The sequence below is a fragment of the Methanolobus mangrovi genome (genome assembly GCF_031312535.1).
In the GTDB taxonomy this organism is placed as follows: Archaea; Halobacteriota; Methanosarcinia; order Methanosarcinales; family Methanosarcinaceae; genus Methanolobus; species Methanolobus mangrovi.
The window spans coordinates 1,916,525-1,936,079 of sequence record NZ_CP133594.1 but is presented as its reverse complement, the minus strand read 5'-3'; the positions used below and the strand labels follow the sequence as shown (position 1 = coordinate 1,936,079).

At 43.4% G+C, this 19,555-nt stretch carries 20 protein-coding genes; 13 read left to right on the top strand and 7 right to left on the bottom strand.

Annotated features, from left to right (window positions below):
• Window positions 1-103: 103 nt before the first annotated feature.
• Complete coding sequence (gene msrB / locus RE476_RS09350) at window positions 104-502, top strand: peptide-methionine (R)-S-oxide reductase MsrB (protein WP_309307378.1); 399 nt, start codon at window positions 104-106, stop codon at window positions 500-502.
• 49 nt (window positions 503-551) lie between these two features.
• Here the strand turns inward: msrB and RE476_RS09345 are convergent, their stop codons facing one another.
• Window positions 552-974 carry a cupredoxin domain-containing protein gene (locus RE476_RS09345; RefSeq protein WP_309307377.1) on the bottom strand — a complete coding sequence of 141 codons (423 nt, stop codon included), beginning with the start codon at window positions 972-974 and terminating at the stop codon, window positions 552-554.
• Window positions 975-1,104: 130 nt separating this feature from the next.
• Here RE476_RS09345 and RE476_RS09340 point away from each other — a divergent pair, with 130 nt between their 5' ends.
• Window positions 1,105-1,392, top strand: a complete 288-nt coding sequence (locus RE476_RS09340; RefSeq protein WP_309307376.1) for a DUF1294 domain-containing protein — start codon at window positions 1,105-1,107, stop codon at window positions 1,390-1,392.
• A 15-nt stretch (window positions 1,393-1,407) separates the two neighbouring features.
• Here the strand turns inward: RE476_RS09340 and RE476_RS09335 are convergent, their stop codons facing one another.
• Together RE476_RS09335 and RE476_RS09330 are read right to left on the bottom strand one after the other, a co-directional pair.
• The gene (locus RE476_RS09335) at window positions 1,408-1,767 is read right to left on the bottom strand and encodes a carboxymuconolactone decarboxylase family protein (RefSeq protein ID WP_309307375.1); all 360 of its coding nucleotides are present in this window, start codon (window positions 1,765-1,767) and stop codon (window positions 1,408-1,410) included.
• A gap of 211 nt (window positions 1,768-1,978) precedes the next feature.
• Complete coding sequence (locus RE476_RS09330) at window positions 1,979-2,146, bottom strand: hypothetical protein (protein WP_309307374.1); 168 nt, start codon at window positions 2,144-2,146, stop codon at window positions 1,979-1,981.
• Window positions 2,147-2,530: 384 nt separating this feature from the next.
• On the opposite strand from RE476_RS09330, the gene RE476_RS09325 reads away from it, so the two are divergent.
• Window positions 2,531-3,568 (top strand): DUF2278 family protein, encoded by a 1,038-nt coding sequence (locus RE476_RS09325; protein WP_309307373.1) that lies wholly within the window; start codon window positions 2,531-2,533, stop codon window positions 3,566-3,568.
• Between the two features lie 41 nt (window positions 3,569-3,609).
• Here RE476_RS09325 and RE476_RS09320 read toward each other — a convergent pair whose 3' ends face one another.
• Complete coding sequence (locus tag RE476_RS09320) at window positions 3,610-4,293, bottom strand: HoxN/HupN/NixA family nickel/cobalt transporter (RefSeq protein ID WP_309307372.1); 684 nt, start codon at window positions 4,291-4,293, stop codon at window positions 3,610-3,612.
• Window positions 4,294-4,603: 310 nt separating this feature from the next.
• Between RE476_RS09320 and RE476_RS09315 the strand changes: the two genes are divergently transcribed.
• Complete coding sequence (locus RE476_RS09315; RefSeq protein WP_309307371.1) at window positions 4,604-5,044, top strand: hypothetical protein; 441 nt, start codon at window positions 4,604-4,606, stop codon at window positions 5,042-5,044.
• A gap of 70 nt (window positions 5,045-5,114) precedes the next feature.
• On the opposite strand, the gene RE476_RS09310 is transcribed toward RE476_RS09315, so the two are convergent.
• Window positions 5,115-8,603 (bottom strand): nitric oxide reductase activation protein NorD, encoded by a 3,489-nt coding sequence (locus RE476_RS09310; RefSeq protein ID WP_309307370.1) that lies wholly within the window; start codon window positions 8,601-8,603, stop codon window positions 5,115-5,117.
• Window positions 8,600-9,430, bottom strand: a complete 831-nt coding sequence (locus tag RE476_RS09305; protein ID WP_309307369.1) for a CbbQ/NirQ/NorQ/GpvN family protein — start codon at window positions 9,428-9,430, stop codon at window positions 8,600-8,602. Before RE476_RS09305 ends, RE476_RS09310 begins: the two co-directional genes overlap by 4 nt.
• Before the next feature lie 311 nt (window positions 9,431-9,741).
• Between RE476_RS09305 and RE476_RS09300 the strand changes: the two genes are divergently transcribed.
• The 3 genes from RE476_RS09300 to RE476_RS09290 all read left to right on the top strand — a co-directional run bounded on the left by RE476_RS09300 (window position 9,742) and on the right by RE476_RS09290 (window position 10,948).
• Entirely contained in the window at window positions 9,742-10,374 is a 633-nt protein-coding gene (locus RE476_RS09300) for a phosphoribosyltransferase (RefSeq protein ID WP_309307368.1), read from the top strand.
• A 102-nt stretch (window positions 10,375-10,476) separates the two neighbouring features.
• Window positions 10,477-10,782 (top strand): metal-sulfur cluster assembly factor, encoded by a 306-nt coding sequence (locus RE476_RS09295; protein ID WP_309307367.1) that lies wholly within the window; start codon window positions 10,477-10,479, stop codon window positions 10,780-10,782.
• Window positions 10,769-10,948, top strand: a complete 180-nt coding sequence (locus RE476_RS09290) for a hypothetical protein (RefSeq protein ID WP_309307366.1) — start codon at window positions 10,769-10,771, stop codon at window positions 10,946-10,948. Before RE476_RS09295 ends, RE476_RS09290 begins: the two co-directional genes overlap by 14 nt.
• 264 nt (window positions 10,949-11,212) lie before the next feature.
• On the opposite strand, the gene RE476_RS09285 is transcribed toward RE476_RS09290, so the two are convergent.
• Window positions 11,213-12,346 carry a Glu/Leu/Phe/Val family dehydrogenase gene (locus RE476_RS09285; RefSeq protein ID WP_309307365.1) on the bottom strand — a complete coding sequence of 378 codons (1,134 nt, stop codon included), beginning with the start codon at window positions 12,344-12,346 and terminating at the stop codon, window positions 11,213-11,215.
• A gap of 192 nt (window positions 12,347-12,538) precedes the next feature.
• Here RE476_RS09285 and RE476_RS09280 point away from each other — a divergent pair, with 192 nt between their 5' ends.
• The 6 genes from RE476_RS09280 to RE476_RS09255 all read left to right on the top strand — a co-directional run bounded on the left by RE476_RS09280 (window position 12,539) and on the right by RE476_RS09255 (window position 19,512).
• Window positions 12,539-13,453 carry a 2-oxoacid:acceptor oxidoreductase family protein gene (locus tag RE476_RS09280; RefSeq protein WP_309307364.1) on the top strand — a complete coding sequence of 305 codons (915 nt, stop codon included), beginning with the start codon at window positions 12,539-12,541 and terminating at the stop codon, window positions 13,451-13,453.
• The gene (locus tag RE476_RS09275; RefSeq protein ID WP_309307363.1) at window positions 13,450-14,670 is read left to right on the top strand and encodes a hypothetical protein; all 1,221 of its coding nucleotides are present in this window, start codon (window positions 13,450-13,452) and stop codon (window positions 14,668-14,670) included. The genes RE476_RS09280 and RE476_RS09275 overlap by 4 nt, the downstream gene beginning before the upstream one ends.
• Window positions 14,671-14,672: 2 nt before the next feature.
• Window positions 14,673-15,590: a thiamine pyrophosphate-dependent enzyme gene (locus RE476_RS09270; RefSeq protein ID WP_309307362.1), complete on the top strand. Its 918-nt coding sequence runs from the start codon at window positions 14,673-14,675 to the stop codon at window positions 15,588-15,590.
• Window positions 15,556-16,929, top strand: a complete 1,374-nt coding sequence (locus tag RE476_RS09265) for an acetate--CoA ligase family protein (protein ID WP_309307361.1) — start codon at window positions 15,556-15,558, stop codon at window positions 16,927-16,929. Before RE476_RS09270 ends, RE476_RS09265 begins: the two co-directional genes overlap by 35 nt.
• A 25-nt stretch (window positions 16,930-16,954) precedes the next feature.
• On the top strand, window positions 16,955-17,677 hold the full coding sequence (locus RE476_RS09260; protein WP_309307360.1) for an acetate--CoA ligase family protein: 723 nt from the start codon (window positions 16,955-16,957) through the stop codon (window positions 17,675-17,677).
• A 128-nt stretch (window positions 17,678-17,805) separates the two neighbouring features.
• Window positions 17,806-19,512 (top strand): acyl-CoA synthetase, encoded by a 1,707-nt coding sequence (locus RE476_RS09255; protein WP_309307359.1) that lies wholly within the window; start codon window positions 17,806-17,808, stop codon window positions 19,510-19,512.
• Window positions 19,513-19,555: the final 43 nt, after the last annotated feature.

The following is a 19,555-nucleotide window of genomic DNA, read 5'->3' as shown; positions in this document are numbered from 1 at the left end:
ATTTGTCTGTTAATATCTATTTTATGTTTTATTATTTGGGAATTGTTTACAGACCACGTCATCTATTTATGCCAATATGGTCACTTTTTTATAGGGAGTTAAAATGGAAGAACCTATAAAGAAAACCGATGAGCAATGGAAGGATCAACTGACTAAGGAACAGTTCATTGTACTGAGGCAGAAAGGCACAGAAGCGCCTTTTACCGGTAAGTACTATGCGAACAAAGAGAAAGGTACCTACCTGTGTGCAGCATGCGGACAGGAGCTATTCAGTTCGGATACAAAGTTCGATTCAGGTACAGGATGGCCCAGTTTTTTCAAGCCTATATCCGAAGATAAGGTAACACGCAAAGAGGACAACAGTCATTTCATGGAGAGGATCGAAGTTGTCTGTAGCAGGTGCGGAAGCCATCTTGGTCACGTTTTCAATGACGGTCCCGCTCCTACAGGAGAACGGTTCTGTATGAATTCCATATCACTTGATTTTAAAAAAGAGGATTAAAAGTCAGCTCTAAAATTAGTTTGAGGCTAAAAAGCCCCAAGCCTTAAATTTACCTGACTGTTACTGTAAGTGTCATATCAGGGACATCTACTACACTGAATGTGTAGGTGCCACTTTCACTGAATGTGTATGTGTACACATCGTTTGAATCCATTTCCTGATTCTCAAAGAGACCGTCATCACTGACAAGCACATAGGTGTTCTGTGGTTTGTAGTTTCTCCAGGCTATGGAATCCCCTCTGTTTATTTCAAGATCAGAAGGTTTCATCATACCGTAGTATTCCATTCTGACGGCGTAATCCTGTGCTTCACCAACTATGGGCTCAGAGTCTATCGCTGCATCTTCTGGTGCAGTTTCTTCTGTTTCTTCTACATCTTCCACCGCAGTATCTTCTGCATTATCGGCACATCCGCTAACAAGCACGCCTGCAAGCATTAGTATTGTGATCAATATCAGCCATTTTTTTGTCATATTTTACCACCCTATTCTATTCTGTTTCTGTGATTATTGTTAAATTAGTCTTTTCCCGGTTATAAATCATATTTGACTCAGTCACTCTTTTCCGGGATAAATTTATACGGTATATCGCAAAATAAAGGCTATGGATACATTCCTTATATTTTTTATGTATTTGCTGCTGATGAATATAGTAGCATTTTCCCTGATGGGAATTGACAAAAGGAAAGCTAAAAAAAATGAGTACAGGATACCTGAAAAGACTCTCTTCCTGTGGGCAATTGCCGGTGGCAGTATCGGTTCTATTGCAGGGATGTATCTTTTCCGTCATAAGACAAGACATCCCAGTTTTCAGATAGGAATGCCTTTGATCCTGTTGGTTCAGATATACGTTTTTATTCGTTTTCTGATCCCGCTTTATGCTCTGAGTTGATACGTGAGGCGGAGTTCAGAACTCCAGCCTTTCCATTTCCTGTAATATCTTCGGAGTGAAGTCCGTGAAATTCTGTATTCCGCCGGTCCATGCTGCTATCATCATAGCATCCTTGACTTCCTGAGCAGTTGCACCAAACTTCTTCAATCTCTGGAGTATCTTTACGGCACTCTCTGTCTTCAGGTTAGAGCAGGCGATAGTGAAAACGAGTAAATGCTTATCTTTCTTGGAAAGTCCGTTTTCCCTTTCTGCCCACACGGCACTGTAGAATCCTGCCAGAGCATCTGAGAATCCTTCATCAAGTTTCTTTGCGTAAATCACAGACCTTGGCTGGAATCCTTTGACATCTAATGCATCATTTGTTTCTTCTGACATATTTATCAATAGAGATTTAGCAGGAAACGATTTAATGCTTTCTTTGCGGATTCTGATAATATGGCTGATGATTAGTATTTCGTTGAAACTTACGAAGAAGAAAATCCATAATAAAGGAAGTTTACATTATATAAAAAAGAATGCTGAAGCTGATAAGCCATTTACTCTTAGTACCCATGCAAGGGAAAGGTTTGAGATGTGTACTGTGATCTTATTCCTTAGGTCTCTTGAAAATGGCGTTTGCCATACCATCATCATCAATACCAGGTTCAATTACGACCAGTTCCCATCCTTCAAGGCCAATCTCTTCGAGATCATCCATTTTCTGAACTAGACTGCAAGCATTAATCTTTCTGTGATCATATTCCCATTGTACCATAAATTTACCTCCCCAATAAATAGTAGTCTATAAAAGTATAAATAATTGTTTTAAAACAACTGAATGACATTTCCCTGGCACTTGCAGCAACGAGAAAGAAGTCTTCTGCTTCAGCTTAAATGCTTATCAATCTGAATTTTAAAGAACAATTGCCAGTATCTTAATATTGGAATTATTTTGAAGTGATTTCGGTGCTTTAGATAATACCCCTGTTCTGCATCAGGTACATATCGAAGCCTATGCAGTAGTCTTTCACCAGTCGCATTAGCAGATAGTTCATGTGTGTAGCCAAAAATGGTGATAAAGTATAATGTTATACATTTCACCTGATATTTAAGGTTCATAATAGAAAACTTTTAATTCCGGTGCAGAGTAACTTTCATCATGTCTCTTGAAAACTACGGGGTTCTGAAAGGAAGGCCAAAGGATTGCAAATGTGGAAAGGGGAAAAGTTCCCATTACCAGGTACTTGTGCACGATGGGAAAAATGAGCATCGTGTTGCCGTCAATGTCAGTTCAAGGGAAGATCCTTCCGAGCTGCTGTATTTCGTAGATGACAATTTCAGTCACCCAATTACTGATAAACTTCAAAACCTTGAAATGGGGTATAAGAGGCTTGACAATACTTCAAGGGAGATACGTCTTGATTATGTCCGTGGTGGACTCTTTGACGTGTCAAAGATGCTGCCTTTAAAGTGCGATATTCCAGGTCCTTCCAATGACCTTAATGAACTTATACAGAAATACGTGAAGCAGGCTGTCAGCATGAGCAGCAGCATGATATATGCCTTCGGTGAAAGATGGGGTCCTGAATCATTCCTTCCGGACAGCTTTTTTGGTTTCAGGCCTGGCAGCGGTATCCATGATATCCATATGAATCAGGGTAATTCCTCAAAGTGGCAAGGTGACGATGCTCCTAATCAGGACGGAGGCTTGCTGATCCATTTGCCGGAAGAGAACAGGTGGGTAGCTATTTTCCTGGCATTCCAGTCACAGTGTTTCAATACAGATGATTTCACAGGTCATTGCATGCCTGATGGAAAGAAGATCACTAACAAGTCATGTGATGAATCCAATATCACACCTGATATCACTGTTCCTGCTGGTTCTGTCAAGATAATTGCAGCACTTGTAGACCCAATAGGTGTTGATATGGGCAAAGAGGCCATAACCCTGTTCAATGCTTCTCCCGAAGATATCAATCTCGATGGCTGGTACATTCAGGATGGCCCGGGAAGAAAATCATTACTCAAAGGCGAGATAAGTACAGGTTCAGGCACACGCATACTACTTTCAGGAAAAGGTGTAATACTCTCCAATAACGGAGGGCAGATCAGCCTCTATAATAACAAGGGTGCATTGATGCACGAGGTAAAATATACTGGCAGGGAAGTCAGGTCCGGCTGGACCGTTGTCTTCTAAGTTACTCTGCCTTTTCTTTTCTTTTTTACAGTATTTCCACTTCAGTGTATTGTCCCAAGGTGCTCAAGCAGTGGATGAAGCAATGTGAATATCCCAATGATTATGATTATCGTTCCGCTGATTAGAGGCAGGCTGTTTACTCTCTTGTTTCCCATGTAACTCTGGATGAACCCTCTTCCTTTTACCATCAGGACTGACAGGCTGACAATGGATATTGCAAGACCGATACTGAATACAAGTATGTACCACAGGCCGTTGTAAACCTGATTATTTGCGATACTTACCAGAAGTACTGCCAGAGCGGCAGGACAAGGAATAAGTCCGGTGGAAAGCCCGATTGCTATTACTCCCTTTGTGGAATCAATTTTATGTGCATGATGGTGCGGATGGTAGAATCTCCTGAGTATCCATGCTCCTACTGTTATCAATATCAATCCACCGACAACACTCATGATATCATGGGTGACGTCAACATCCAGTACATCGATGAGGTAGATGGATGCAACTCCCAGAGTTATAACGACGATGATATGGGAGAATACGACCGTAAGTCCAAGTGTCAGTGCATCTTTGAGATTTGCATCTGTTCCCATGACAAAAACCGCCATTACAGATTTTCCATGTCCTGGTTCAAGTGCATGCAGTGCTCCAAGGAAGAATGCTGAAAGAATGAATATCAGGTTCATATTTGATGTCAGGTTGCCAGGGTTTGCCAGTAGGTCCATTTGTCAACACTCCTATCTAATTGTCAAAGTAGGTGTTTATGCTACTTAGTAATACTTTATTTTAGTTTACTTATATAAGAGTTATGACTTAGTATGTTATAAGTGTATATTTTCGTGTTACTGTATATCTAGGAGTACATTTATAGATAATTTTATAAATATCCAAAGTCTTTTTATAATTAGAAATGTATATTCATGGAGTACTCGTAAACATACACTATTTTTAAAACAAAAAATTAATTTTAGTTGTTATGTTTGTGTGACATTTCCGTTGCAGCTTTGTCGCAGGGTCAAACAAGGAGAGATACAAATGGCAGGACAAGTAGAAAATAGTGATTTGGTTGAAATGATGAACTCTGTGCATAATGGACTTATGGGGCATGTGGGAATCAATGAAGCTCAGTTACAACAATTAGTACAGCTATCTCAGGAAGAGGTCATTCTTGGCGGTACCAAGGATATCACTTTCAAGCTTCCAATCAAAAATGGGAAAGGCCACCAGTCAGTTTCCCAGACAACAGCATGGGTAACCATATCAGGTGATTTTGAGATAACTTCCCCGGATGAAGGAACATGGGATATTGTTGTAAAAGATGGCAAAGACACAATACTGAACAAAAGTGGTATCAAAAAAGGCCAGAAAATCAGTTTCAAGCACAAGACCGGCTTTACAGCGAACATTTCCCTGGATGCAACATGGAGTGAATCCAAGGATACCACGCTGGTAGCCAAAATACACGCATCATATTAAGGAATGTGATTAGTTTCACAGATCCTCTCTTTTTTTATTTAGCGGTAAAAGCCCATATTCTAATCTGTTTTTACGTTGTCAGTCTCTTATACAACAACGGCAGCGTCTCGGGTAACATAAGGGCATCATCAATTATCGTGTATCCTACATCGGAAAAGATATTATCGAGGTACTCCCCCGGATTCCTGTCGACAGTTATACAGAAGAAGTGCATCCCACGAGCTCTTCCTTCACTGATGGCAACTCTTGTATCTTCCTGTGCAAGATCTCCCTGATAGGAATCTTCTCCCTTTGACCTGTCATAGGGTTCGCCGTCTGAGAGCAGTACAAGCATTTTTGTCCTTGCGCCCGCATGCTCCAGTTTTTTAATGGAATGGCGAATAGCAGGGCCAAGGCGTGTATTGGATGCAGGTTGAAGCAGGCTTATCCTGCGTGCCACATTATCTGAGAGGTCTTCATCGAATTCCTTGATTACAAAATACTCAACATCATCCCTGCTCTTTCCGGAAAATGCATAGATGGCATAATTGTCACCTATGCTCTCAAGTGCCTGGCTCATTATTATCAGGGAATCCTTTTCAACATCCAGTATGCTCCTTCCGTCAGCACCAAGGATCTTGCGTGTAGAGGCACTTACATCCATAAGGAAAAGGGTTGCCACGTCTCTCTCGTGTTTATCCCACCTGAGATACAGCCCTTCATCAGGGTTTATTCCGCATTTCTTTGCGATAAGTGAGTCTATGAAAGCATCGATGTCAACCTCAGTTCCGTCATTTTGTCCCTTCATCCTGTGAAAAGCTTCAGGTTTCATCAGGCTGAACGTGTGCTTCAGAAGAGATATTTCATTCCCGTAGCGTTCCATTGCTTTTGTATAGTAAGATGTGGAACCGCCAATAGGTTCTATTTCATTGATTGTACTCCAGTCTGACCTGTAATCATTGATAACTGAGTCCCACTCATCATACTTGTAGCTTCCAAGCACTCTCCAATTTTTGTCCAGAGCGTGTGTGGGTTTTTCGGTAGCCTTTTCTTTAGGCCTATTCTCATGGGCAGTGAGGTCTGTCTCAGTTTCGGGGATGAAATTCTTAATGACATTCTCAAAAGGCTTTGTCATCATCGGGTCCTTTGAACCTGTAGCCCCAATATCCATGCCGCGATAGCCTATGTTTTTTAACATTTCATACTCTACCGGACCAAGAGGCCCGAAATATCCGTCAAGCATGGCATATATCTCAAAAGCAGTCTCAAGTGCCGATAATGTGCTTGAATCTTCCCTGAAGATAGTATCTGCAAGGATTTCCCTTATCTCATCCAGAATCTCCCTGGTAGTTTCACTTATCTTGAATGCAGGCTCATGTCCTGTAGATATCCACAACAATGCTTCCATGAATTCTTCAAGTCCGCCCTCTGGTGCAAGCCTCATCAAAAGCATCTTATGGCGTACATTTTCAAGATCAGAACGCACGCCTCGGTAGTGGTCCATTATCATGTACTCAACACGTGCATCCTCCAGCACTCCAAGTATGGTTGCTGCCAGTACTTGGTTAGGAAAAAGTGAGAGTATGTCGATGATATCAACCGGTACTTTACTATGATTCTCCGGTGAAGACAATTCCTTCTCATTTTCAATCGGATACTTTTTACTGATCTTTTCCATAAGGGCAGCAGCATTTTCATGAGGAACATCCATCGAGCTGAAGCGGATATGACCTACCTCATGCATCATACTGAGTTTGTAGATCTTGAAATTATCTTCAATATCCTCGTATATCCTCATCTTTGGTGCAAGATATATCGTATTTCCGGCAATAATCGGGTTCATGCCCTGTGCTTCTACCTGAAGCGGCAGTGTTGCCATTGAACGTATTATAAAATTAGTATTTGAAAGACCAAGAGCGTAGTATCTCAATACGTTTGCCACTTTTTTGAGAGCAATTGAGCCGGTCAGTTCTTCTATGAACTCATTGGAGCTTTTCGATTCAAGTGAGAAATAAGCCTTTCCTGCAGGTGTTTTATCTTCAATGTTCTCCAGTCCTTTCAAAGCCCATTCTTCCAGCTCACTGATGTCCAGCTTGTCCAGTATAGGTGGTGAGTGTGAAAAGTAATCTATTGCCAGCTTTCTGTCCTTTTCATAGATCTTCAACCCGATATCTGCCCATTTGCCTGCATTTTCAGGTTTTGTGTTCCTTACAAATAAACCAAGATCTTTAAAGAATGCACTGGCAAGAGCACTCTCTTTTCCAAGAAGCCGATTTGCGATCCGGAATATCTCATCATGGTATTGGGGAGATATCTTGCTTAAAGCCTGAACGGAATTTACGAAATAAGCAGAAGCTAAAGCGGGATCCTGTATTCCGATTCCTTCTCCTGTGCCAGTCCATTCCTCAAACATTTCTGATGTGAACAGGTTATAGGCTTCAGAAGCATTATCAAAATAAGCAGGGACGCATTCAGGCTGTATATCTGCAAGCTGAATGCCTTTGTCTATCAGTAATGATCTGATAGACGGGTCTGTATCTTCAGAATGTTTTCCAATTGCAAGGCTTGCCTGAATGAATGCCCGGAGTGCTATTTTGTTGTCCGGGAAAGAGGCTATGCCTTTATCTTTCCATTCTTCCACTTCAATTAGTTCCAGCTTTCCAGGATATTGTGTAATGGTGTTCAAAAATAACTTTGCACTTTCGTTATCCGTGTTCGCAAGGTCAGTTGCAATATCCATGAGAAAGACAAGATCACGTTCATCAGCCGTTTTCATTATTTTTCCTGCGTTCCTGAACAATGCCATTGCAGGTGCTTCACCGAATGTAAGGATATTGTCCATTGAAATGAGGAGTTCTTTTCTTCTCTGTGGCGGGACTGCTGGAAGTATCTTACCTGTCAGGTTTATGAGTTCTATAGCAGTGAGCCAGTGGCTCTTGCTTATGCTTTCTGTGATATGGCAGAAAAGGGTGAATTCTTCGGTTGTGAGCAGCGAATGAAGCTGGATGAGATGTTCAAAATAAGCTTCTGAAACCTTAATGTTGATATTTCCAAGTTCCTTTCCTGTTTCTACAAGCTCCTGAAACCTTTCAGGTCCTGCGGATACGACTACCTTTCCAGTGTGCTTGAAATATGCAATTGCCATCCATTTGTTCTGTTCGGATAGGGCTATGCCTGTGTTCGTCCAGTTTTCAAGAAGCTCCAGGCCACCTTTTTTAATAATCGGTATCGATGAGTCAAAGAATCCTTCACAACAGGAAACACTCAGTTTTGAGATGTTCCTTGCAAGGGAAAGCCAGTTTTCAAATTCCTCTTTTCCAATGGATTTGTAAACTCCGGGAGCAGCACCAAGATATGCTATAAGCACTCTCGTACCACGCCTGAGAGCACCTTTTCCTGCGTGAAGCACTGCTTCCAGCTCTTCATCATCTAAATCTTCAAATCCTGCTGCCAATCTGGAAATCTCAGAACTGTCGACGGAACCGGTAAGTTTTGGAAAATGGGATGCTATCAGTCCGCTTATCTTTTCCATTGTGGCAGGGATTTGTTCATCTCTGTTTTCTGCCGGCGTATTATTCACTCCATTATGGCGGCAATTATCTCATCGATGCTTTTCTGCAGATCTGGATTGTCAGTAATTGGTTTTGCCATTGCTATTCTGCAGGCTTCTTTAGGCTCAATCCCCTCACGGATAAGTTTGCCAGCATAGATCAACAGGCGTGTACTTACTCCTTCCTCAAGTCCGTGGTGTTTGAAGTTCCTGATGCTCTGGCCAATCTCCACGAGCAGGCCTGCTGTTTTCTCATCGAGCTGGCTTTCGTGAGCCACGATCTGCTTTTCCAGCTCAGCAGGCGGGTAATCAAAATCAATTGCAACAAATCTCTGTCTTGTGCTCTGTTTCATGTCCTTGATAATGCTCTGGTAACCGGGGTTGTATGAAACTGAGAGCATGAACTCTTTCGGTGCTTTTACTATTACCCCTAGCTTGTCGATAGGGATTATACGCCTGTCATCGGTGAGCGGGTGTATGACCACTATGGTGTCCTTCCTGGCTTCCACCACTTCATCAAGATAGCAGATAGCTCCGCTTTTTACAGCTTTTGTGAGAGGTCCGTCACTCCACTCCACGGATTCTCCTTTTATCAAAAAGCGTCCCACAAGATCTGTTGCAGTTAGGTCCTCGTGGCAGGCAATTGTTATCAATGGACGTTGTAATTTCCAGGCCATGTACTCCATGAACCGTGTTTTTCCACAACCGGTTGGTCCTTTCAGGTTTACTGGCAGAAGGTTCTTGTAAGCCGCTGTGAATATCTCTACCTCGTTGCCCACAGGTACGTAGTAAGGCTCTTCCGTTATCAGATATTCATCAACAGGCAGCTCTTCAGATAAAGCGCATTTTATTGCCATGACACAATTCCTCTTATGATAGTATTCTATCCTGTTCTAATTTATATCTGCTGTGCAGAGAGTTTTAGTTATGCTTATCTATCAATTTGATGGAAATTGACAGTTTTTCATAAACGAGATCTAAATAATCCTTCGATACCTGCAACATAAAACTATTTCTATTGAGCTGTGAAATATCATAATGGGGTCTGTCTGGGAAAAGTGGAATAATGGTATTTTTAGTCCCATAACTTTGTTTTTAGTGACAGATGTACCGATGAGCATTCGTGGTTGAAAGGTGACTTACGTTGATTGCTAATTGAGGTCATACAATGGTCTTCAGGGACAGGAAGGATGCAGGTGAAAAACTTGCTCGTAAACTGAAAAAGTATAAAGATAAGGGTGTATTGGTGCTGGCCATACCACGGGGTGGTGTGGAAGTCGGTTTTGAGGTGGCAGAGTATCTACATGCATCCTTTTCACTTCTGGTGACAAGAAAGCTGCCATTTCCCGATAACCCGGAAGCCGGGTTCGGGGCTATTGCTGAAGATGGAAGCGTCTTCATTTTCAGGGAAGCAGCAACGTGGCTGTCTCAGAAGCAGATAGATGAGATCGTAAGTGAACAGTCAGAAGAGATACGCAGGAGGCTGCAGGTTTTAAGAGAGGGCAGACCTTTGTCGGAAATCGCTGGCAGGACGGTCATACTGGTCGATGATGGCCTTGCCATGGGTTCCACTATGCGGGCTTCGATAATGTTATGCAGAAAAAAGAATGCTGGAAAAATAGTGGTTGCTGTACCGGTGGCTGGCAGTGAGGTTGCGAAAGACATCGGTGGGATGGTTGATGAAATCGTGGTGCTGGAAACTCCTGTGAATTTCATGGCTGTTGCTCAGGTTTATAGTAACTGGTATGATGTTTCGGATGATGAGGTACTGGAGCTGATGAGAAAAAGTTGCAATAAATGAAATTCAAACCAGATTCGAAAATCACAAACATCTTTATAGCATACCACTCAAAACTTTCAATCAGGGATTGGCCAATAAATAATCAAACAAGGAGTGGTAACTATGGTCACAGAAGAAGAAGTAATGGATGTCCTGCGGGAATGTTACGACCCCGAGATACCCATCAACATAGTCGATTTGGGTTTTGTCAGGGGGATAGATATAGAAGGGGACACTGTGCACATCAAACTCACCCTGACAACTCCAGGCTGTCCGATGCACAGGACAATATGTGATGATGTCAGGAATAAGGTTCTGGGTATAAAGGGTGTAAAGGATGTTGAAGTAGAGTTCGTATTCGATTCCCCGTGGACCCCGGAAGAGATGTCAGAGAAAGCAAAAAAGCAAATGGGTTTTGACGATAAGTGAGGTTGAGTTCTTCACCCACATCGATTATGGTGAAAAGAAAAACCCTGTCATGCGTAAGCAGAGCCTTCGATCGTGGCCAATTAATCAGATAATTGACACAAGATCCAGCTCCGGGTACAGTACAAAAAGCTACCAGAGCACCAAAAAAGGTTCAAAAGGTAACTAAATTACAGACATCATTGAAGGGTGTTTGCCCGGAATGTGGTGAAGCCATAAGACGCATAGGTGGATGTAGAAACTGTGATTAACGTCACACCATTTCTATTTTTTATCCATTCCTTGGATTTTTCATTATGGAATTGCCAAAAAGAACCAGGGCTCTTTTATGAAGCGTTATCAGGATCAATAAAAGAAAATGGTAGTTCAGGAAGGATTAGAACCACCGTTCAGTTTAATATCTATTTTCTGTAATCTTTCGAAGAAGCACAGGTCATACGAATCCCGGAGCTGAGGAGAACAGGGACCAGCGTCTATGCCCCATAGCTTTTTTAACCCTTTTGACTGCGATTTCCATTGCAACATCTCTTGGGATCATCCCACTGCAAGCCACTCCCTCCAGCATTTCCCTGGTATTGCACCGGAGCTTCTCTTCTATGGCCTGGAATGCAGCTGCTTCACATGCTCCCCGGTATTCCATGGCTGCACAGATCACGCCACCGGCATTGGCAATAAAATCGGGAATGCATAGAACTCCTTTTTCATGAAGGTATTTTTCTGCTTCATGGGTGATGGGAATATTAGCTCCTTCGAGCACCAGTTTGGTATTAAGGCGATGTACATTATCCTCATGAATTATATCAGGTCTGGCTGCAGGAATCCATATGTCGCATTCGATATCTATAACAGCTTCAGGATCAAGCACTTTAGCACCCGGGTAATCCCCTACACTCATGCCGTTTTCCTTTAAATGGATCAATTTATTGATGTCAAATCCTTCAAGTTTGTAAGCTGTTCCTCTGGAATCAGCCACACCGATCAGCACAGCCCCTTTTTCAGAGAGGAAGCGGGCTGCATGTTTTCCCACCGCACCAAAACCCTGGACCACGATCCTTGCCCCTTTCATATCAAAATCACAGTAATCGAGTGCAACATCGGCTGCATGGCTTATCCCCCAGCCAGTAGCTCCTATCTCATCCAGGGGGATTCCTCCAATTTCACGGGGTAACCCTACTGCCCTTCCAATCTCATCCTTCACAACTGCCATACACTGTTCATTGGTACCCATATCAGGACCAAAGATATATTCCCGTACCTCTCGTAAGGATGATGCCATGGCTCGAATAAGTTTCTCTTTGTTCTCCTGCGGCATTTTAGGGTCGCCATAGATCACTGCTTTTCCACCACCATGGGGCAATCCGGAAACTGCATTTTTCAGGGTCATGGCCCGGGCCAGTCTGAAACATTCTTCGGTACTTACATCCGGTGCCATGCGCACACCACCGATGGAAGGACCTGCAGCTACATTATCAACCACCAGGACACCCTTCAAACCAACTGAAGGCTCGTAAACATGAATGATTTTAGTCGGTCCAAGTTCATCTGCAAATCTAAAGATGTCTTCCATTAATAACCCCTCCTCAATACAATTTACCCAAATATCATTATGTTTCTATGTATTAAAATTGCTTTTGTTGATGCAGTTACCTATCCAAAAAAGTTCATCACGACTTGACCAATTCAGACCAACAATCATTGTTGGATGCAGTAAGCAGTATGTTTATACTAGAGTAATCCATAAATTAAAATGGGGGAGCTAATGCTCAAATTAAGATTTCACGGGAGGGGCGGCCAGGGAGCGAAGGTTGCCAGTCGGATAACCGGAACAGCAGCATTTCTGGAAGGTTGCCATGTTCAGGATTTTCCTTTGTATGGAGCCGAAAGGAGAGGAGCACCGATAAGTGCCTTCACACGGATATCCAGAGGAACTATCATGGAGAGAGGGGTGATACCGAACCCGGATATCACAATAGTCATGGACCAAACACTCTTATCTGATCCTCAGGCAGAGCCTCTCGCCGGACTAAAAAAAAATGGTGTAGTATTCATCAACACTCCTGATAGTCCTGCACAAGTAAAGGATGAGTATAATATTGATGCCCAGGTCGTAACCCTGGATATCACAAATATAGGGCTTGATATGCTGGGGAGTCCTATCATCAGCACTCTTGCAGGTGCAGTTGCTTCCAGAATTGTTGGGATTGGAGAGGAGTCTCTAAAGAATGCTGTGGAAAAGGAGCTATCCAAGATCATAACAGATCAGAAGCTAATAGCGAAGAATATAGAGGCTGCAATTTATTGTTTCAGGACACTGGAACTGCTCAAAATAAAAACAATTCAAACTACCCAAAGGCAGGATTCTGTTATCAGAATGCCCTTTGAACCTGCAAAGATCTCCACACCTTCTATAAATACAACCGCCAGTAGTCTTTTAAAGCGAACCGGAAACTGGAGACTATTCAAACCTTTCTGGGATCACGATGTCTGTACTAAGTGCATGATTTGTGTTACAAGGTGCCCCGAGGGTTGTATTTCGTTGAATGAACAGGGATTTCCAGTGGCGGATTATGAGCACTGCAAAGGCTGTATGATCTGTGCGGAGGAATGTCCTAAAAAAGGTATAAAGGCTGTCAGAGAGTCCGGTTCCGATTCAGTGGAGGTGATGGGAACATGAAAAAAGAGATGCTTACTGGCAATACTGCAGCCGCATGGGGGGTTAGGCTGGCTGAGATAGATTATATTCCTGCTTTTCCTATTACCCCACAGACAGAGATTATCGAGACCCTGTCCGGGTGGATTTCAGAGGGAGCTATGGATGCCAGGTTTGTTACCATGGATTCTGAGCATTCAATGGTCGCAGCAGCAGGAGCCGCTTCTGCAACCGGTGTGAGGGTCTTTACGGCTACATCCAGTCAGGGTTTAATGTATGGGTTTGAAATGCTTTATACTGTGGCTGGCTGGAGAGTACCTCTGGTGATGATCAACGTATCCAGAGGTCTGTCATCCCCTATTACTCTGGGCCCGGATCACAATGACATCCTTGCTGCAAGGGACTCAGGATTTCTGCAGATACACTGTGAGAACTGCCAGGAGGTACTGGATTCAGTCCTGATGGCATATAGGCTGGCAGAGGATGAAAGGGTGCTTCTGCCTGTGTTCGTGAACCTGGATGGTTTCTATCTATCTTTTACCAGAGAACCGGTGGAAATCCCGGATATGGACGAGGTCAGAAGGTTTTTGCCATCTTACAAACCAGAACATGCTTTTTTCAATGCCAATCGACCCATGGCTCAGGGGGTGGCGGTTCTTGGCGGTGCTTACTATTCTTATTTCAAATATCAGATGCATCTGGCGAGCCAGAAAGCGCTGGATGTCTATAAGGAAATTTGCAGGGATTTCGAAAAGGAATTTGGTCGCAAATACGATGCCATTGAGGAATACAGGCTGGAAGATGCCGAATATGTACTAATCATGACCAATTCTTTTTCCACTATGGGAAAAGCTGCCGTGAACAGGGCCAGAGATCAGGGAATAAAAGCCGGACTTTTAAGACTGAGGTTATTGAGGCCATTTCCGGAGGAGGACATCAGGAATGCTATCAGAGAAAAGAAAAGTGTGGGTGTGATAGACCAGAATATCAGTGTCGGTAAAGGCGGTATCCTTTATTCAGAGGTTGCCGGTTGTTTGTATAACGAGAAGCAAAGGCCATTCCTGATATCTTTTATCGGAGGGCTTGGAGGAAAGGACATAAGTCCGCAGGAATTCGAGTTCATCTTTGGTCAACTTATCAAAGGAGCAGGTGCCGAAAAAGTAGAAAGCCCACACTTGTTGTATACGCAGGAAGAATGGGAAGAAATGCAAAAACTCAAAGAGATTGCAGGAAAGGAGTAAGAATGAGCACGGAACCTATCAAATCTATAAAGGACCTTCCTCTTGACGAGAACCTGTTCCCCGGAACTCCTGCCTGTGCAGGTTGCGGAGGTCTTCTTACCCTGAGACATTGTTTGAAGATGCTTGGGGATAAAGTTGTTATTGTCAATGCTGCAGGATGCTTTACCCTACTTTCTATCTATCCATTTACCCCATTTAAGAGTTCGTGGCTCTACACGGCAATGGCATGTGCCCCTGCAGGAGCCCAGGGTGTTAGGGATGCTCTGGATATATTGATCGAAAAGGGCAAATTGAACCCCGGGGATGATTTGAAAGTGCTTGTATTGACCGGTGACGGAGCGGCCTATGATATGGGCCTCTCATCCACATCAGGTGCCATCTATCGTAATCTTGATTTCTACTATATCTGCTATGACAATGAAGCATATGGAAATACCGGATTCCAACAATCCGGTGCTACTCCCTTTGCATCAAGGACTAAAACTACTCCGATAGGAAAGGATTTTCCAAAGAAGGATCTCTTTGAGATATGGAATAGTCATAAACCGCCATATCTTGCCACAATTTCCCCGGCTTATCCTGTGGACCTGGCTAACAAGTTCAAAAAGGCAGAGCAATACAAAGGCCCCAAGCTCTTTATATCCCTCACACCCTGTCCTCCGGGATGGTCTACCGATCCTTCACACACGTTCAAACTTGCAAAACTGGCAGTTGATACCGGGATCTGGGCATTGAAGGAATCTGTTTCCGGTGAGGTAAAACATACGTTCGTTCCTGGAAAATTCAAGCCTGTGGAGGAATACCTGAAAGAACAGGGAAGGTTCTCCCATCTATTTAAACCTGAAAGGAAGGAAGAAACATTGGGGAAGATCCAGGAGATGGTGAATGAATACTGGAAACAATATGGAGTTCTTCTTTGATCCAAAATCCATTGCCATTGTAGGTGCTTCTCCTAAACCTGGAAAAGCATCCCATGTGATTCTGGAGAATCTTAAAAAAATAGGTTATAATGGTACCATCTATCCAATAAATCCTAAATACCGACATATCGGCGACCTCCAATGCTACAGGTCATTAGCTGATATCGGGGATCAAATAGATGTGGCTGTCTTTGTACTTCCAGCATCAAAGGTAATAGATATCCTGAAAGGACCGGTGAATAATGTACGGGGAGCAATCATTATCAGTTCGGGTTTTAAGGAAGCTGAAAAAGGGAAATGGCTGGAAGAAGAGCTAAGAGATATAGTTGAGAAAAAAGGCATCAGGGTAATTGGGCCTAATTGCCTGGGAATATATGATGCCATATCCCGGATAGATACTTTTTTAGTTCCTACGGAGAGGGTGAAGAGACCAAAAAAGGGTGGATTGTCGATACTCACCCAGAGTGGTTCCTTTGCAGTTTTGATCATGGATGAGATGGCAACGGAAGGCATCGGGATTGCAAGAATTGTGAGCTATGGGAACAAGGTTGACGTTGATGAGGCTGATTGTCTGAGTTTTTTATCGGAGGATGAAGCTACCAGATATGTTCTGCTGTATATAGAATCAGTGGAAAATGGAAGGGAGTTTGTGGATATGGCTTCCAGATGCACGGCAAAAAAGCCGGTTATAGCCATAAAGGTAGGCAAAGGAGAGGCAGGACTTCATGCGGCCAGATCCCACACCGGAGCAATGGGCGGGAAGTACGAGATATACAGGGCCGCTTTTAAAAAAGCAGGGATAATAGAAGTGGACGGATATGAAGGATTGAAGGATGCCTGCAAGGTTTTGGATGCCTATGACATGGTGCATGGAAAAAAAGTCCTGATCATAACAGACGGTGGTGGAATCGGGGTGAGCATGGCAGATGCCTGCGAGGAGCTGGGCCTTGAGGTCAAAAGACTTACAGATGATTCAAGAAAAAGCCTGAGTTCCCGTCTTCCAGCGTTCTCTGCGACAGATAATCCCATAGACCTGACCGCCAGTGCTACAGATGATTCTTATTTTGCCGCCATTGAAGAGGGTTTTCTGAATGGATATGATATTGCCATTGTAACAGTTCTATGGGGTCCACCTACGCTCACTGCTGGAGTGGTGGACAGAATAAATGAGGTTATGAATTCGTACAATAAACCCGTGATCATATGCAGTCCGGGTGGTGAGTTCACAAGGAAGATGGGCAAACTCTTTGAGGAAAAGGGAATGCCGGTATTTTTAACGCCGGAGGCTGCTGTAAGGGCTGCAGCTGTTCTGACAGGTAATGGGACCAGATTGAATTGAAAATGAAATGGACAGGACCATGAAAATGGCAGAGGTAGAAAAAATCATTAGCAATGCCTTGAACGAGGGCAGGCAGAATTTACTCGGGACAGAAGCCCGGGAGCTTATCTCCACATGGGAAATACCAGTTCCCAGGTCTATCCAGATAAAAGGGGTGGAAGACCTGAAGCTCAAAGCAGGGATGATCAGCCCTCCATTCGTTCTCAAGGTGATATCCAGGGATATCATGCATAAAACAGAGGTGGGGGGAGTAATTACAGGTCTAAGGGATGAAAATGATGTCAAAAATGCCTTCATACGTATGAAAAAAGATATTGAGGTAAATGTCCCGCAAGCAAGAATTGAAGGATTCCTTTTAGAGGAATTTATTCCAGGGGGAGTGGAAGTGATCATAGGGGGGATGAAGGACCCACAATTTGGTCCTGTGGTTATGTTCGGAATAGGGGGCATTCTGGTGGAATTGATGAAGGATGTGAGTTTCAGGCTTGCACCCCTGAATCAAAGGGAAGCCATCGAGATGATGGGAGAAATCAAAGGCTACTCCTTTCTGACAGGATACAGGGGTTCAAAACCGGTTGATATAGAGCAGCTGGCGTCCACTATTATGAAACTTTCCGATATCATCTCTAATGTAAAAGAGATCAAAGAAATTGAAATAAATCCACTTTTTGCTTACGAAGGCGGGGTGATAGCAGTGGATACCAGAGTGGTATTGGAAAAAGGCTCTGAAAAAACGAATGAGATCTAAGATCAATATGAAGCATCAAAAATAAATAAGAGGGTCATTGCCTGACAGGGCAGGTCGGATAAATTTACGCAGTGCAGTTCTACAAGCTGGAGTCTGGATGGGCAGTTCTGCAAATAAGGGGGTATAAAATGGGGAAAGAAACAGTTGCATTCGATTACGGAGAGGAGATTAGTAAGTTCAATTGGGACATCCCGAAGGACTACAATTTTGTTGATGTTGTCCGGGAATTGGCAAAGGATAGGACAAAGTTGATGGCAATTATTGAGCATCCTGATGGGGTGGTTGAGAAAGCCACATACTGGGAAATATGGGACAATGCCATGAGGTTTGGAAATATCCTGAAGGATTCAGGTGTCCATAAAGGTGATAGGGTTTTGGTAATACTTCCCAGGGGAGTGGATGTGTATGTTGCAAGCATCGGTATATGGGCAATAGGCGGCATTGTAGTTCCCGGTACGATAATGCTCAGGAGGGCAGATATAGAATATAGGGCCCTGGATGCCGGGATCAAAGCGTTGATCACAAACGACCCAATGATGGCTGATGAAGTGGACGCGATAAAGGATAAAGTCCCGGATATGAAGCTTTTCTTTTCACGTCAGAGAGTGGGCTGGAAGGATTACAGGCAGGAAATGGACTCTGCATCAAGAAGCCTGATTCCTGAAAAACTTACTGCCGATGACCTTTTAGCTATCAACTACACGTCGGGAACAACAGGTGCTCCCAAGGGCGTATTGCATACTCATTCATTGATGTACTGTTTTGATAAGCTCAACAGATATTACTGGTGGAATACTCAACCGTCTGAACTTTGCTGGGCTACGACAGAGCCGGGATGGGCGAAATGGTATTGGGCTCCATTTGGAACTATTTTAAATGCCGGTGCTACCAACTTCCATTACTCTGGAAGGTTCGAACCTGAAAAATGGTTTGAATTGCTTGATAAATGGAGGATAAGCCGGGCATGTATGACCGCAACAGAACTCAGGGCCATGGCAGCAATTGATGATGCAGGCGAACGATACGATTTAACCGACCTGAAAGTGATTCTAACTGCCGGGGAGCCCTGCACACCCGGAATCATTCGATTCTTCGATGAAAAGTTTGGAATATCTGTAAGGGAAGGATACGGACAAACAGAAACCTGTGTTATTGCCTGCAATTTACCGGGAATGAAGATAAAGCCCGGTTCAATGGGGCGTTTTACACCAGGTGTCAAGGGTGCAATTGTGAATCCCGATACGGGAGAACAAGTACCAGTCAACAGTAGGGGGATGATAGCTGTTGTAAAAGATCATCCCATGCTTTTCAAAGGATATCATAATCAAACGGAAAAAACAGCCGAATGCTTTGTTGGAAACTGGTATTTGACCGGAGACCTTGCAATGATGGATGAAGCCGGATACATATGGTTTGACTCAAGGGCAGATGATGTATGTATAAGCTCAGGATACAGGATTGGTCCGTTTGAGGTTGAAAGTGCGGTTGATTCACATGAAGCTGTTCTTGAATCTGCGATGATCCCAAGTCCTGACCTTTTAAGAGGTGAGGTTGTCAAGGTTCTTGTAGTTTTGAAAGAAGGATATGGACAATCTGAAAAACTTGCAAGTGATATCCAGCAGTATGTCAAAGAGATGACCGCCCCTTATAAGTATCCCCGGGAGATCGATTTTGTCAGTGAACTGCCAAAGACGATTAGTGGTAAGATCAAACGCAAAGAGCTCAGGATTATGGAATTTGAGAAAAAAAGAGACGTAATTGAAAAGCTAAGGGAAAAAGGATTATGGGAGAGGCCGGAGGAGGCTAAGACGAAATTAGGCTTTAGTGACAAGTAATACTCAGAGGCTTTACCCATTTCAAATGATATATTAAAATAGA